The sequence below is a fragment of the Actinokineospora sp. NBRC 105648 genome (assembly GCF_030269645.1).
In the GTDB taxonomy this organism is placed as follows: Bacteria; Actinomycetota; Actinomycetes; order Mycobacteriales; family Pseudonocardiaceae; genus Actinokineospora.
Genome location: NZ_BSTR01000020.1, coordinates 117550 through 131740, shown reverse-complemented (window position 1 = coordinate 131740; position 14191 = coordinate 117550). Strand labels below are relative to the sequence as shown.

Sequence of the window (14191 nt, the reverse complement as noted above, 5' to 3'; positions counted from 1 at the left end):
CCTACACTCGCGAACACTGGGGAATAGAGAACAAATCTCATTACGTACGTGACGTCACCTGGCGCGAAGACGCGCATCAATCGCACACCGGAAGCGGGCCACGAGCCATGGCGACACTCAAAAATCTTGCCGCCGGCCTGCTGCGACTCAACGGTCATCATGACATCAAGCGAACTACCGAATCAATCTGCCGAGATCGCACCAGAGCACTGCCACTACTCGCCACCTAAAGTGACACTCCGCTACTCAAGGTGATCTTGATCTAGCCCTGCCCGACGCCGCGGACTCACCATCCGCCACGAGACCAAAACCACCCACTACCTCGCCTTCGTCACCCTCGCCGCCGCCCTCACCTGCTGGAACAAACTCACCAAATAAGACACGGTCTAAGCGGGCGTGGAACCCACAGTCGAAGCGGACCCGCGTCCCACCATCACACCTAAACACCCTCATGGCCCCTCCGACGACCGATCGCTGCGGGAGCGCGCGGAACCGCGATAGTGGTCGGAGACCCGCTGACGCTGATGTGGCCACTGGTCGCCCGCCGCGCTCCAGGCGTCCTGCCCAACCGAAGTTGGTGCGCGTCGCGTTCACCGCGCTATGTCAACAAGGCTGCCCGCTGGCTTGGTGACGACCGAGGTCAACCGGTTCCGCCGTTTGACGTGATCTTGGTCCGGGCACCCCCCGGGTGACTCCTGGGGGAGGCCGGATGAAGCTGAAGAGGCGTTGGTGGCTGTGGGTCAGCGCGGCCGTGGTGTGGTTGGGTTCGAGGCTGCTCTTGGCCGGGCTGAACGGCGAGCTGCGCGACTGGCTCGGTCGTGAGCTGTGGGTGAAGGCTCTCTCGATCAGCATGATCTCGCTGCTGCTGGTGTTGGTGTTCGTGGGTCTCTGGTCGGAGATCCGCCGAGAGCGGCGCCGGGAAGAAGCGGACAAGCGCGCTACACCAAGAGGGGGTGGCCTGTGAACAAGCCTGGGCTCTTCGTGCTGACCTGCGTGGCCGCGGTGGGAGCTGGTGGGGCGATCGGTGGTGGCCTCGAGCGGATGACCGGGCGGTGGTGGCTGCGGTACGTGGGTCTCGGTATCGGTCTTCTGATGGTGGTGGTCCTGGTGATCCGCCGCGCCAAGGTCTTGGACCAGCCCGTTCCCCAGGGCAGGCAACTCACCTTGGCCGTGGCGGCTCTGGTTCTGGTCACCGCGCGCGGATTGTCGTCCCTGGTGGGCGTTTCCTCGTGGGGAGGCTTGGGTGACCTCGCCTTCCTGGTCGCCTTCTTCCTCCTCTTGATCTTCCAGCTGAAAGCCGGAAGGGCCGGGACTGGGCCGTCCTGAGCACGCCGTGTGCACGAGCGCTGGAGACAGGGCGCGGTCCGCTACCTGCAGGAGTTCGGGCCCGACACCCTGATCGTGGTCGCCGCGTTGCTCGAGGAGGTCGCGCTGCGCCCGGACGCGATGCCCGCCCGGTACCGGGCCCTGGTACGCAGACTGACCGAGTGCGTGCAGGTCACCGGGCCAGCTGCAACCCCGAGCGGCACGGCCTGCGGCACCCCCGAGGCTGACCCGCCGCGGCGTGGACCGGCTGACCCTCACGCACGACCTAGCCCCGCCACCCCGCCCGGCCCGCCACGACGACGGCGAGCGCGCTGCTGCGGCGGTTGGCCCCGCTCGCGGGGCGGTTGCTGTGATGGTGGGCTGAGTCTCCCCCTGGGCGCGTATGTCGGAAAGTGTGCGCTTGGGGTTCGTCGTCGTTCGGTCGTTTGAATAGCGAGAATCCGCCATTGTCCAGACCATTGCGGGCCTGTCACCTGGCACATTCACTCAGGGGTCAAACACATTCTCCTTCCGCTACCCCGGTGCGACCCTGGTCGGGTGGCAGCGGGCGCGGGGGTAGTTGACGACGGGACCGATGAGAGCGTCGAGGCGCGGCTCGGGCGGTTCTTCGACTCGGCCACCGGGGGTGCCGCGCTCGGGCCGGACGACGACTACTTCGCCCTCGGGCTGGTGAACTCGCTGCTGGCGCTGGAGATCGTCGCCTACGTCGAACGGGTCTTCCAGGTGCGGGTCGAGGTCGAGGACCTCGACCTGGACAACTTCCGCACCATCGCGCGGATCGCCGCCTTCGTCCGGGGGAAGTGGGGGTCCGGTGGCGCTGGCCGGCCTGCTTGAGCGCGCCCGCGCCGAGGCGGGGGACTGGGATCGGGTCGGTGCGCTGCCCGCGGACGTCGTCCGGGACGTGGCCGCGCTCGGCCTGCTGGGCAGCGACGTGCCCTCGCGGTACGGCGGCCTCGGCCGCGACGCGCGCGAACTGGGCGAGTTGTGCGCCGCGCTCGGTGGCGCCTGTAGTTCGCTGCGCAGTTTGGTGACGGTGCAGGGCATGGTGGGCGCCGCGCTGCTGCGGTGGGGCACCGAGGCGCAACGCGCGGCCTGGTTGCCCGCGTTGGCCAGTGGCGCGCTGCGGGCCGGGTTCGCCGCCACGGAACAGGGCGCGGGCACCGAGTTGGCCGCGGTGGCGACGGAGTTCACCAGGCAGGGCGGCGAGATCGTGGTCTCGGGCCGCAAGCTCTGGATCACCTTCGGCCGCTTCGCCGACGTGTTCCTGGTGCTGGGCCGGTATCCGGACGGGCTGGGCGCCGTGCTGGTGGAGGCGGACCGGGCGGGTGTGCGGGTCGAGCCGGTGCACGGCCAACTCGGCCTGCGGGCGGGCGGACTGGCCGACGTGACCTTCGACCAGGTCCGGATCCCGGCGGAGAACGCTCTGGCCACCAAGGGTTTCGGACTGTCCCATGTGGTCGGGACGGCCCTCGACCACGGCCGGTTCACGGTCGCCTGGGGTTGCGTCGGGATCGCCGAGGAGTGCCTGGCGCTGGCGGCCCGGCACGCGGCGACCCGGGTGCAGGGCACGACCCGGTTGGTCGAGCACCAGGTGGTCCGCGCGGCCCTCGGCCGGATGCTGGTCGAGACCGAGTCGGCCCGCGCGCTGTGCGAACGAGCCGCTGACGACCGCGGCTCGATCCCGCGCACCGTCACGGCCAAGTACGCCGCGGCTCGGGCGGCCGCGCACGTGAGCACGCAGGCGGTGCAGGTCCTCGGCGCCGCGGGCTGCGCCGACGGCGCCGCGGTGGCCCGGTTCTTCCGCGACGCCAAGGTCATGCAGATCATCGAGGGTGCCGACGAGGTCGCCGAGGTGGCGATCGGCGAACACGCTGTCCGCCGCCACCTGCTGGAAGGAGACCGCCCGTGCACGTGAAATGCCTCGTCTGGGACCTGGACAACACCCTGTGGGACGGCATCCTGCTCGAAGGCGACGAGCCCGTGCCGTTCACCGCTGCGGTGCGGACGCTGCGCGCGCTCGACGAGCGCGGTGTCCTGCACGCGGTGGCGAGCCGCAGCGACGCCGAGCAGGCCGCCGGCCACCTCCGGCGGCACGGGCTGATCGACTTCTTCACCGTGGTCGAGGTCGGCTGGGGCGCGAAGTCGGCCGCGGTGGCGCGGATCGCCCAGACCCTGGACATCGGCGTGGAGACGCTGGCCTTCGTCGACGACGACCCGGTGGAGCGCGCCGAGGTCGCCGGCGAACTGCCGATGGTCCGCTGCTACCCGGCGGGCGAGGCGGGGGCGCTGCCCGACCGGCCCGAGTTCCAGCCACCGTTCATCACCGCCGAGTCGCGGCAGCGGCGCCTGCTCTACCGGGCCGCGCGGCTCCGGGTCCAAGCCGAGCAGGAGTTCGCCGGTTCGAGCGCGCAGTTCCTCACGTCGCTGGAGTTGGTGATGACGATCCGGCGGGCGACCGAGGACGACCTCGCCCGCGCGCACGAGTTGACCGTGCGCACCCACCAGCTCAACACCACCGGCCTGACGTTCGGCATGGCGGAGCTGCGGGCGCTGTGCGAATCCCCGGACCACGAGGTCCTGGTCGCCCGGCTGACCGACCGGTTCGGCGACTACGGCACGATCGGCATCGCGGTCACCGATCTGTCCACAACGGACGCCGTGCTCAAGCTGCTGCTGATGTCCTGCCGGGTGCTCTCGCGCGGGGTGGGTTCGGTGTTGGTGGAGCACGTCGTGCAGCGCGCGCTGCGCGCCGGGCGTCGGCCGGTGGCCGAGTTCGTGCCCACCGGCGTCAACCGGGCGATGCTCGTGACGTTCCGGTTCGGCGGTTTCGAGGTGGTGCGCGAGGACGCCGAACGGCTCGTCCTCGCGGTCGACCCGGGCAGACCGCGGCCGCCGGGCCCGGGGCACGTCACAGTGCTGGCGGAGGATCCGGTATGAGCACGGTGGCAGTCCTGGGCGCGGGGACGATGGGGACCGGCATCGCCCAGTGCCTGGCGCAGGCCGGGTGGGACGTGGTGGTCGTCGACCCGGACGCGGGCGCGCGGGAACGGGCGGGCGCGCACCTGGCCGACCAGGTGCGGCTGGCCACGCTGCTGCGCCGGGTGGCGCCCGGCGACGACGTCGTGGGCCGGGTCCGCTGGGCGGCCGACGCCGCCGCGCTCGGCGCGGCCGGGTTCGTGATCGAGTGCGTGCCCGAGCGGGTTCCGCTGAAGGAAGGCGTCTTCCGCGTCCTGGACCGGACCTGCCCGCCGGACGCCGTGCTCGCCTCGGCGACCTCGGCCATCCCGATCGCCCGCCTCGCCGCGTGCACCGCGCGGCCCGAGTTGGTGCTGGGCCTGCACTTCATGAACCCCGCGCCGCTCAAGGACACCGTCGAGGTCGTCCGCGGCGACCTGACCGGCGCGGACACCGTGGACCGCGCCCTGGCCCTGCTCGAGGGCATGGGCAAGCGCGGCGTCGTGGTGGCCGACGGCGCCGGGTTCGTGATCAACCGGGTGCTCCAGCTGGCCATCAACGAGGCGGCCGGGGTCGTGCTGGCGGGCACCGCCGACGCGGCGGCGGTGGACGAGCTGTTCGAGTCCTGCCTCGGGCACCCGATGGGGCCACTGCGGACCGCCGACCTGATCGGCCTGGACAACGTGGTGGACACGCTGCGGGTGCTGGCCGAGCACACCGGGGACGCCCGGTTCACCCCGTCCGACCTGCTGGTGGAGCTGGTCGAGTCCGGCAGGCTCGGGCGCAAGAGCGGCCACGGGTTCCACGAGTACCGGAACACCCGGTGAGCGTGCCGCTGGGCGAGGTGTTCCGCGAGCAGGCCGACCGGACGCCGGACGTGACCGCGGTGGTCGCCGGCGCCGACCGCGCGACCTTCGCCGAACTGGCGGCACGGGCGGACCGGCTCGCTCGGCACTTGGTGGAGCGCGGCGCGGGTCCTGAGGTCCCGGTCGCGCTGTGCGCCGCGCGGGGACTGGGGATGGTGGTGGGCCTGCTGGCCGTGCTGCGCTCCGGTGCCGTGCTGGTGCCGGTGGACCCGGTGTACCCGGCAGAGCGGCTGGCCTTCCTGCTCGCCGACTCCGGTGCCGCCATCGTCCTCACCCAGCGCGACCTGACCGACCGACTGCCGTCCTCGGCGCACCACGTCTTCCTCGACGATTCCCTACCCGACAACGATCCAGACGCCACCGCACTCCCGTGTCCGACAACGGGGAACGCGGCATACCTCATCTACACCTCTGGCTCTTCAGGCCCGCCCAAGGCTGTCGCCGTCTCGCACGGCAGTCTCACCAACCTCTTCCTGAGCCACCGGGCGCAGTTCCTCGATCCCGCGGCGGATGGACGGCGACTCCGCGTCGCGCACACCACCTCGCTGTCGTTCGACGCGGCTTGGGCGCCGCTGCTGTGGATGTTCGCCGGGCACGAGCTGCACGTCGTCGACCGGGACACCCACGACGACCTGGAGGCGATGCTGGCGCACATCGCCCACCGGCGGATCGACGTGCTCGACGAGACGCCGTCGTACCTGCGCCTGCTGGTCCGCGCCGGACTGCTCGACCGCCCCGGGCACCGCCCGTCGGTGATCACCGTGGGCGGCGAGGCGCTCGACGACGACTTGGCCGCGGCCCTGGCCGCCGCCGATGCCATCTGCCACAACCACTACGGTCCGACCGAATCCACTGTGGACGCACTGGCGTGGCGGATCAGGCCGGGGGAGCGGCCGTTGATCGGGAAGCCGGTGGCAGGCACCCGGATCGCCGTGCTGGACTCCGGGCTGCGACCGGCGGGCCCGGCACCTGGTGAGTTGTACCTGGCCGGCCCGGGGCTCGCGAGGGGGTACCACCACCGCCCCGGTCTGACCGCCGAACGTTTCGTGGCAGACCCGTTCGGTCCACCCGGATCACGCATGTACCGCACGGGCGACCTGGTCCGCGAACAGGCGGACGGACAGGTCGAGTTCCACGGCCGGGCCGACGACCAGGTGAAGATCCGAGGTTTCCGGGTCGAGCCGCGCGAGGTCGAGGCGGCCCTGCTGCGACACCCCGACATCACCGAAGCCGTTGTGCTGGCCGAGGAACACGAGCAGGGCCACCTGGTCCTCGTCGCCTACCTGGTGACCCCGCGGGAGGTGGACTCGCGAGCGTTCCTGGCCGATCGGCTGCCCGCCCACCTGGTACCCGCCAGGTACGTCGTGCTCGACCGGATGCCGCTGACGCCCAACGGGAAAGTGGACCGCCGAGCGCTGTCCGCGATTCCGGCGAACCGCCATCGCGCGGTGGCGCCGAGGAATCCGACCGAGGAGCTGGTAGCCGGGGTCTGGCGTGACCTGCTCGGTGTCGACGAGGTCGGGGTGCACGACGACTTCGTGGCGCTCGGCGGCGATTCGATCCTGGCGATCCGGGTGGCCGCCCAGCTGCGGCGGCACGGGATCGCCGCGCCGGTGCGCGACCTGCTCGACCACCGGACCGTCGCCGACCTCGCCGAGCGGCCCGCCGCGCCCGCGGCCGACATCGCCGCCGTTCCCCGCGACCGTGCCTTGCCGATGTCGGCCGCGCAGAAGCGGCTGTGGTTCCTCGACCAGTTCCAACCGGGCGGCACCGAGTACAACACCCCACTGGCCTTCCGGGTCCGGGGGCCGCTCGACCTCGCCGCGCTGGGCCGGGCCCTGGACGCGCTCGTGGTCCGGCACGAACCACTGCGCACCACGTTCGCCGACGCGGCGCAGGTGATCGGTGCGGCCTACCCGGTGCCCGTCGTGCTGGTCGACCAAGATGGCCTGCACGAGGACCTGCGGCGGCCGTTCGACCTGCGGCGCGGCCCGTTGCTGCGGGTGTCCGTGGCCGTGTCGGCCGACGAGGACCACGTGGTGGTGCTCAACCAGCACCACATCATCACCGACGGCTGGTCGATGGACCTCATCGCCGAGGAACTCGGCGCGCTGTACTCGGCGGACGTCCTCGGCGAGTCCGTCGAGCTCCCGCCGCTTCCCCTGCAGTACGCGGACTTCGCGGTGTGGCAGGCGGGAGGGGACTGGGCGCCGCAGCTCCGCTACTGGGAGCGCCAGCTCACCGGGCTGGTCCCGGTGCCGCTGCCCACCGACCACCCCCGACCGCCAGTGCGGGCCGCCGCGGGCGCCGTGCACCGGTTCGAGATCCCGGCGCCGCTGGCCGAGCACCTCGCCGAACTGGCCAGGGCGTGCGGTGCGACGCTGTTCACGGCCCTCGCCGCGTCGATCCAGGTCCTGCTCGCCCAGCACACCGGCGCCCGGGACATCGCGCTCGGCACGGTGACGTCCGGGCGCGACCGGCCGGAGTCGGAGCGGATGCTCGGGTTCTTCGTCAACACCGTCGTGCTCCGCTCCCGGGTGGACACCGACCTGTCCTTTGTGGACTTCCTGGAACGGGTTCGGGTGACGGTCCTGGACGCGTTCGCCCACGACGCGGCGCCCTTCGACCGGGTGGTGGACGCGGTCCGCCCGGACCGGGACGCGGGCCGGGTGCCGCTCATCCCGGTGATGCTGGTGCTGCAGAACGAACCGGCACCGCCACGCCTGGCGGGCCTGCGCACCGAGCAGGCCGACCTCCCGGCGCGGACCGCGATGTTCGACCTGACCTGGGAGTTCCAGCCGCGCGACGGCGCGTTGGCCGGTGTGGTCGAGTACGACACGGATCTCTTCGCCGCCGACACGGTCACCCGGCTGGCCCGGCACCTGCTGGTGCTGCTGGACGGGATCGCCACCGACCCGCACCGCGCGCTGTCCACGCTCCCGGACGACATCGAGCGACCGCGGCTCGCCCAGTGGGCCGAGAAGGCCCCGGACCACGTGCTCACCGGCCAGCCGGCGCGGGTGGCGCCGAGGACCGCGGTCGAGCGGACGCTGTGCCGGGTGTGGTCGGCGGTGCTCGGGGTGCGCCGGGTCGGTGTCGACGACAACTTCTTCGACCTCGGCGGCGACTCCATCCTGTGCATCCAGGTGGTGTCCCGGGCGCGGGCCGCGGGCCTGCGGCTGACGTCCAAGGACATCTTCCTCCGGCAGACGATCGCCCGCCTGGCACCGCTGGTGAGCGTCGAGCGAGCCGTCGACCACGCCCACGCGACCGGCCCGGCGCCGACGACACCGATCCAGCGGTGGTTCTTCGAGACCGTCACGGCCAAGCCGGAGCACTACCACCAGCGCCTGGCCGCCGACCTGGCCGACGACGTCGACGAGGACGCGCTCACGACCGCCATCGCGGCCGTCCTGGCCCGCCACGACGCGCTGCGCACGCGGTTCGAGCGGGCGGACGGCCAGTGGCGCCAGCACCTCGACGCCGAGGACGACCTGGGCGCGGGCGCCCTGTTCAGCGCGCGGATCGTGGGCAAGCGACTGGTGCTGGCCGCCCACCACCTGGTCGTCGACGGCGTGTCCTGGCGAATCCTGCTCGCCGATCTGGAGTCGGCCTACGGGCTGGCGCGGTCCGGCGAACCGATCGACCTCGGACCCCGGACAACGTCCTATGTGGACTGGGCGATTCGCTTGCGCGACCATGCGGGCACGGGTGCCTTCGACCACGAACTGGACTACTGGACCGACGTCGACGCGCGAGTGCGCGACCAGGTGCCCACCGACTTCACCGGTGAGAACACGGTGGCCTCGGAGCGCGAGATCACCGTGCGGCTCGACACCGACACCACCACCGCGCTGCTGCACGCCGTGCCCGCCGTCTACCGCACGCAGGTCAACGACATCCTGCTCAGCGCGCTGGGTGTGGTGCTGGCCGCGTGGACCGGCCGGTCGCGGGTGTCGATCACCCTGGAGGGCCACGGCCGTGAGGACGTGCTGCCCCGGAGTGATCTGCCCGAGATCGACCTCTCCGGCACGGTCGGCTGGTTCACCACGACCTTCCCGGTGGTCCTGGACATCCCCGGCCCGGGTTGGGGTGGTGTGCTCAAGTCGGTCAAGGAACAGCTGCGCGCGATCCCGGATCGGGGCTTCGGCCACGGTGTGCTGCGGTACTTGCGCGCGGCGCCACTCGACGCCGAGCCGTCGGTCTGCTTCAACTACCTGGGGCAACTCGGTGGCGCGACCGGTGGGTTGTTCCGCCGCCCGCCCGAGGCGATCACCCTCGACCGCGCCGCCGCGGGCGACCGCGGCCACCTGATCGACATCACCGCGACGGTGGCGGGCGGTGAACTTGAGTTCGCGTGGTCGTACTCGGCCAACCGGCACGACGAACGCACGATCACCGATCTCGCCGACCAGGTGCTCGACGCCGTGCGCGCGATCGTCGAGCACTGCGCCGAACCCGGCGCCGGGGGCGCCACGCCGTCGGACTTCCCGTTGACCGGTCTCGACCAGGCGGGCGTGGACCTGCTGGTGGGCGACGGCCGGGCGATCCGGGACGGATATCCGCTGACGCCCATGCAGGGCGGCATGGTGTTCCACACGCTGACCGACCCGGGATCCGGGATCTACGTCGAACGCGTCCACCTGGAGCTCGGCGGGGTCACCGACCTCGACGCGCTGGAGCGGGCCTGGCTGCGGACCTTCGACCGCACGCCGGAACTGCGGACGTGCCTCGTGTGGACGGCCGACGGCCCGTTGCAGGTGGTGCGCTCCGACCTCACCCTGCCGGTCGTGCGCGACAGCGACGACCCGGCGGACGTCGAGTTGACCGACACGCCCCTGACGCGGCTCGCGCTGGGCCGGATCGACGACGACACCGCGCGGGTGGTGTGGACGTTCCACCACCTGCTGCTCGACGGGTGGAGCGTGGTCTCGGTCCTGTCCGACGTGCTCGCCCGGTACGCCGGGGTCGAGGTCCCCGCGCGGCCGCCGTTCGCCGACTACCTGCGCTGGCTGTCCGAACAGGACAGTGTGCCTGCGGAGGACCACTGGCGCACGGTTCTCTCCGGCTTCCACACCCCCACGCCGCTTCCGTTCGACCGGCTGCCCGACGGCAGGCACCGGACCAGGGCGCACGCCGTGCTCGATGTGCGGTTCCCGTCGGCGGTCCCCGTCGAGTTCGCCAGGGCGCACCGGCTCACGGTCAACACGGTGGTCCAGGGCATGTGGGCGGTGTTGTTGTCCCAGTTCGGCGGTGTCCCGGACATCTGCTTCGGCGCGACGGTGTCCGGGCGGCCCGCCGACCTGTCCGGTGTCGAGTCGGTGATCGGGATGTTCGTCACCACGATCCCGGTGCGGGTGGCGGTCGACCCCGCGCGGGAACTCGCCCCCTGGCTGCGTTCGCTCCAAGAGGCCCAGGTGGAGGCACGGCCCTTCGACCACGTGCCGCTCGCGCGGATGCGGTCGTTCACCGATCTGCCCGCCGGGTCACCGGTGTTCGACAGCATCGTGGTCTTCGAGAACTACCCGTACGACCGAGGCGCGTTCCACGGCGTCACGGTGACCGAGGTCGACTCGATCGAGACCACCAACGTGCCGCTGAACGTCGTGGTGACCACCACGGGCGCGGATCTGGCGGTGCGGCTGGCCTACGACCCGGCGTTGTTCGACGAGGCCACGGTCGCGCGGATGGCGGACCACCTGGTGTCACTGCTCACCGATGGCCTCGCCGACCCCTGGTCGCCACTCGACCGATTACCGCGTGTACAAACCTCGGTGTCGTCACTCACTCTTCCATTGCCGCACAACGAACCTGCTCCCCACATCGAGCCCCACACCCCGACTCAGCGCACGCTGACGAGGATCTGGGCGGACCTGCTGGGGGTCGAACCACCGGGCGTGCACGCGGACTTCTTCGCCCTCGGTGGTGATTCCATCCTCAGCATCCGCCTCACCGCACGGGTTCGCGCCGAGTTGGGCGTCTACCTCTCACCCCGTGCGGTGTTCGACCACCCCACGATCGCGGCGCTGGCGGATCTCGTCTCGGACGGCACCCAGGCAGGCGATCTGATTCCTCCAGTGCCGCGCGATGGTGCGCTGCGCCTCTCCCATGGCCAACAACGGTTGTGGTTCCTGCACAACCTCGCGCCGCACAGCGCGGAGTACAACTCGTCGCACACGCTCCGCCTGGTGGGGGAGTTGGACGTCGGGGTGCTGGCGGCGGCGCTGACCGCGATCGCGGCTCGACACGAGGTCCTGCGGACGACGTTCGCCGACCCCGGTGTGCCGGTCATCCACCCGCCCGCACCGATCCCGCTCCCGGTCACCGATCTGACCGAGACCGATCTGGACCGGCGCCTGGCGGCCGAAGAGGCCCGCCCGTTCGACCTACGCCGCGGGCCGGTGTTCCGCGCCTCCTTGTTCCGTGTAGGCAGTCAGGACCACGTGCTGCACCTGGCACTGCACCACATCGCGGCCGACGGCTGGTCCATGGGCGTGTTGAGCAGGGAACTGGTCGCCCACTGCACCGCCGCCGAACTGCCGCCGCTGGAGGTGCAGTACGTCGATTTCGCGCACTGGCAGCACTCGATCGACGTCGACGCCGACCTGGCCTACTGGGGCGCCCAGTTGGACGGCGTCGCGGCTCTGGAACTCCCCGCCGACCGCCCGCGTCCGGCGGTGCGGACATCGGCTGGTGCGTATGAGCGATTTGGAGTACCGGTCGCGCTCGCGACCCGACTCCGAACCCTGGCCGCCCAACGCGACACGACCCTGTTCACCGTGCTCCTGGCGGCCACGAAGGTGGTTCTGGCGCGGTATTCCGGTCAGGACGACATCGCGGTCGGCACGGTCGTCGCCGGACGGGGCCGTGCCGAGCTGGAGCACCTGATCGGCTTCTTCGTCAACACGGTGGTCGTCCGCTCCCGGGTCGACGAGACACTGCCCTTCGCCGACCTGCTGGCCCGAGTGCGCGCGACGGTACTGGCGGCGTTCGACCACGCGGGTGCGCCGTTCGAGCAGGTGGTGGCCGCGGTCGACGCGCCCCGGGACACCCGCCGCACCCCGCTGGTGCAGGTCCTGGTGGTGCTGCAGAACACCGTCGAGAACCTCCCGGCCCTGCCCGGTCTGCGGGTGGCGGAAGTGGAGGCCGTCAACCCGGCCGCCCAGTTCGACCTCACCGTCGAGTTCCGCGAGCACGCGGGCGGGCTGGCCGTCGACCTGTGCTACAGCACCGATCTGTTCGACCCGGCCACGATCACCGCACTCGGCGACCACCTGCTGGGTCTGCTGGACGGCATAGCGTCCACTCAGGACACCCCGCTGCGCGGCCTCGTGCCCGCCCGCCGGACCACTGTCGTCGACCTGGTCGAACGCGCCGCGCGCCGACACCCCGACCTGCCCGCGGTCCGGGCGGACGGCCGGACGGTGACCTACCGGGAACTGGTCGCGAACGCCCGCGAGTTGGCCGCCCGGCTCATCGGCACCGGCGTCCGCCGGGGTGACCGGGTCTGCGTCGTGCTCCCGCCCGGTGAACGGGTGGTGACCAGCGTGCTCGCCCTCGCGATGATCGGCGCGCCCTACACCACCGTCGAGCCGGACGTCCCGGCCGACCGACTGAAGTCCATTGTGGAGGACAGCGGCGCCGTCGCCGTGCTGACCGCCGACACCACCTTTCCCCCCAGCGCCAACCGATCCTGGCCTCGGCCGGGACCGGGTGATCCGCTGTGCTGCGTCTACACCTCCGGCTCCACCGGCCGTCCCAAGGGTGTGCTGATCACCCACGGCGGCGTCGTGGACCTGGTCGGTTGGCACGGTGCGGCCTTCGGCGGTGCACCGGGCGAGGCCACCGGCCAGTGCGCGGGTCTCGCGTTCGACGCCTCGGTGTGGGAGATCTGGTCGGCCCTGTGCCGGGGCGCCACCCTCTGCGTCGCGGTTCCGGAACTGCGGCACGACCCGCGCGCGCTCGCCCGCTGGATCATCGAGGAAGGCCTCACGCAGTGCTTCCTGCCGACCGTGCTCGCCGAGCGCGTGATCACGGCGGGCTCGCTCACCGCCGCGACCCGGCTGCGCCACCTGCTGGTGGGCGGTGAGCGGCTCACCAGGCTGCCCGCGGGCCCGGTGCCGTTCACGCTGGTCAACGCCTACGGGCCGGTCGAGGCGACGGTGGTGGCGACCGCGTTCGACACCACCGGCTGGGCCGCGCCGACCCCGCCGCCGATCGGCCGCGCGGTCGACCACGCCCAGGTCCACCTGCTCGACCGCTACCTGCGCCCGGTCCCCACCGGCGTCACCGGCGAGCTGTACATCGGCGGACCGGCGGTCGCGCTGGGGTACTGGGGAGCGCCCGCGCGCACCGCAGGCCGCTTCGTCGCCGATCCGTTCACCACCGAGCCGGGCGGCAGGCTGTACCGCACCGGAGACCTCGCCCGGCGCACCGCCGACGGGCTGCTCGACTTCCGCGGCCGCGCCGACCGCCAGGTCAAGGTGAACGGCGTGCGGGTGGAACTCGACGAGATCGAGCACGTGCTCGCCGAACACCCGGCGGTCGTCGAGGCCGTCGTGCTCAACGAGTCCGGACTGCCCGCGTACGTGACGACCTCGTCACCCGCCCGGCTCGACGAGCTGCGCGACTGGCTGCGCGGGCACTTCCCGGAAACCCTGGTGCCGCGGCGGATCACCGTCCTGGACACGCTGCCGGTGACCGCGAGCGGCAAGGTCGACCGCCCGGCGCTCGCCCGGCAGGCGGGCTCGGCCCCCGCGCCGGAGCCGGTGGCCCGCCCGTCGCGGACCGAGACCGAGCGCGCGGTCGAACGGCACTGGGCGGACCTGTTGGAGCGGACCGGGTTCGACGTGCGCGAGAAGTTCTTCGACGCCGGTGGGTCGTCGATGAAGTTGATGGACCTGCGTGACCGGCTGGAACGGCTGTGCGAGCGGGAAGTCCCGATCGTGCTGCTGTTCGAGCACCCGACCATCGAGGCGATGGCCCGCCTGGTGGACCAACGGCGCGGCGCGGGCGGTCACGTCCGGCGCAGCTACGGCCTGTGA

7 protein-coding genes and 1 pseudogene are annotated in these 14191 nt (G+C 71.8%); all 8 read left to right on the top strand.

Translation table 11 applies throughout. The annotated features are described in order from the left end of the window. Positions 1–230 (top strand): annotated as a pseudogene (locus QSK30_RS19315) (ISAs1-like element ISMul1 family transposase); the annotation flags it as partial. 479 nt (positions 231–709) lie between these two features. After that, complete coding sequence (locus QSK30_RS19305) at positions 710–964, top strand: hypothetical protein (RefSeq protein WP_285504601.1); 255 nt, start codon at positions 710–712, stop codon at positions 962–964. A 77-nt stretch (positions 965–1041) separates the two neighbouring features. Further along, a complete protein-coding gene (locus QSK30_RS19300) occupies positions 1042–1326 on the top strand; it encodes a hypothetical protein (RefSeq protein ID WP_285504600.1) in 285 nt (94 codons plus the stop codon). A 537-nt stretch (positions 1327–1863) separates the two neighbouring features. Next, positions 1864–2160, top strand: coding sequence for an acyl carrier protein (locus QSK30_RS19295; protein ID WP_285504599.1), 297 nt, complete (start codon positions 1864–1866; stop codon positions 2158–2160). Further along, positions 2138–3241, top strand: coding sequence for an acyl-CoA dehydrogenase family protein (locus QSK30_RS19290; RefSeq protein ID WP_285504598.1), 1104 nt, complete (start codon positions 2138–2140; stop codon positions 3239–3241). The genes QSK30_RS19295 and QSK30_RS19290 overlap by 23 nt, the downstream gene beginning before the upstream one ends. Further along, the gene (locus QSK30_RS19285) at positions 3232–4263 is read left to right on the top strand and encodes an HAD-IIIC family phosphatase (protein WP_285504596.1); all 1032 of its coding nucleotides are present in this window, start codon (positions 3232–3234) and stop codon (positions 4261–4263) included. The genes QSK30_RS19290 and QSK30_RS19285 overlap by 10 nt, the downstream gene beginning before the upstream one ends. After that, on the top strand, positions 4260–5108 hold the full coding sequence (locus QSK30_RS19280) for a 3-hydroxyacyl-CoA dehydrogenase family protein (protein WP_285504594.1): 849 nt from the start codon (positions 4260–4262) through the stop codon (positions 5106–5108). The genes QSK30_RS19285 and QSK30_RS19280 overlap by 4 nt, the downstream gene beginning before the upstream one ends. Continuing rightward, positions 5105–14191 (top strand): non-ribosomal peptide synthetase, encoded by a 9087-nt coding sequence (locus tag QSK30_RS19275; protein ID WP_285504592.1) that lies wholly within the window; start codon positions 5105–5107, stop codon positions 14189–14191. The genes QSK30_RS19280 and QSK30_RS19275 overlap by 4 nt, the downstream gene beginning before the upstream one ends.

Excerpts from the sequence above, each read along its gene's own strand:
- QSK30_RS19280 (WP_285504594.1), top strand. The coding sequence starts at position 4,260 with ATGAGCACGGTGGCAGTCCTGGGCGCGGGGACGATGGGGACCGGCATC.
- QSK30_RS19305 (WP_285504601.1), top strand. The coding sequence starts at position 710 with ATGAAGCTGAAGAGGCGTTGGTGGCTGTGGGTCAGCGCGGCCGTGGTG.
- QSK30_RS19300 (WP_285504600.1), top strand. The coding sequence starts at position 1,042 with ATGACCGGGCGGTGGTGGCTGCGGTACGTGGGTCTCGGTATCGGTCTT.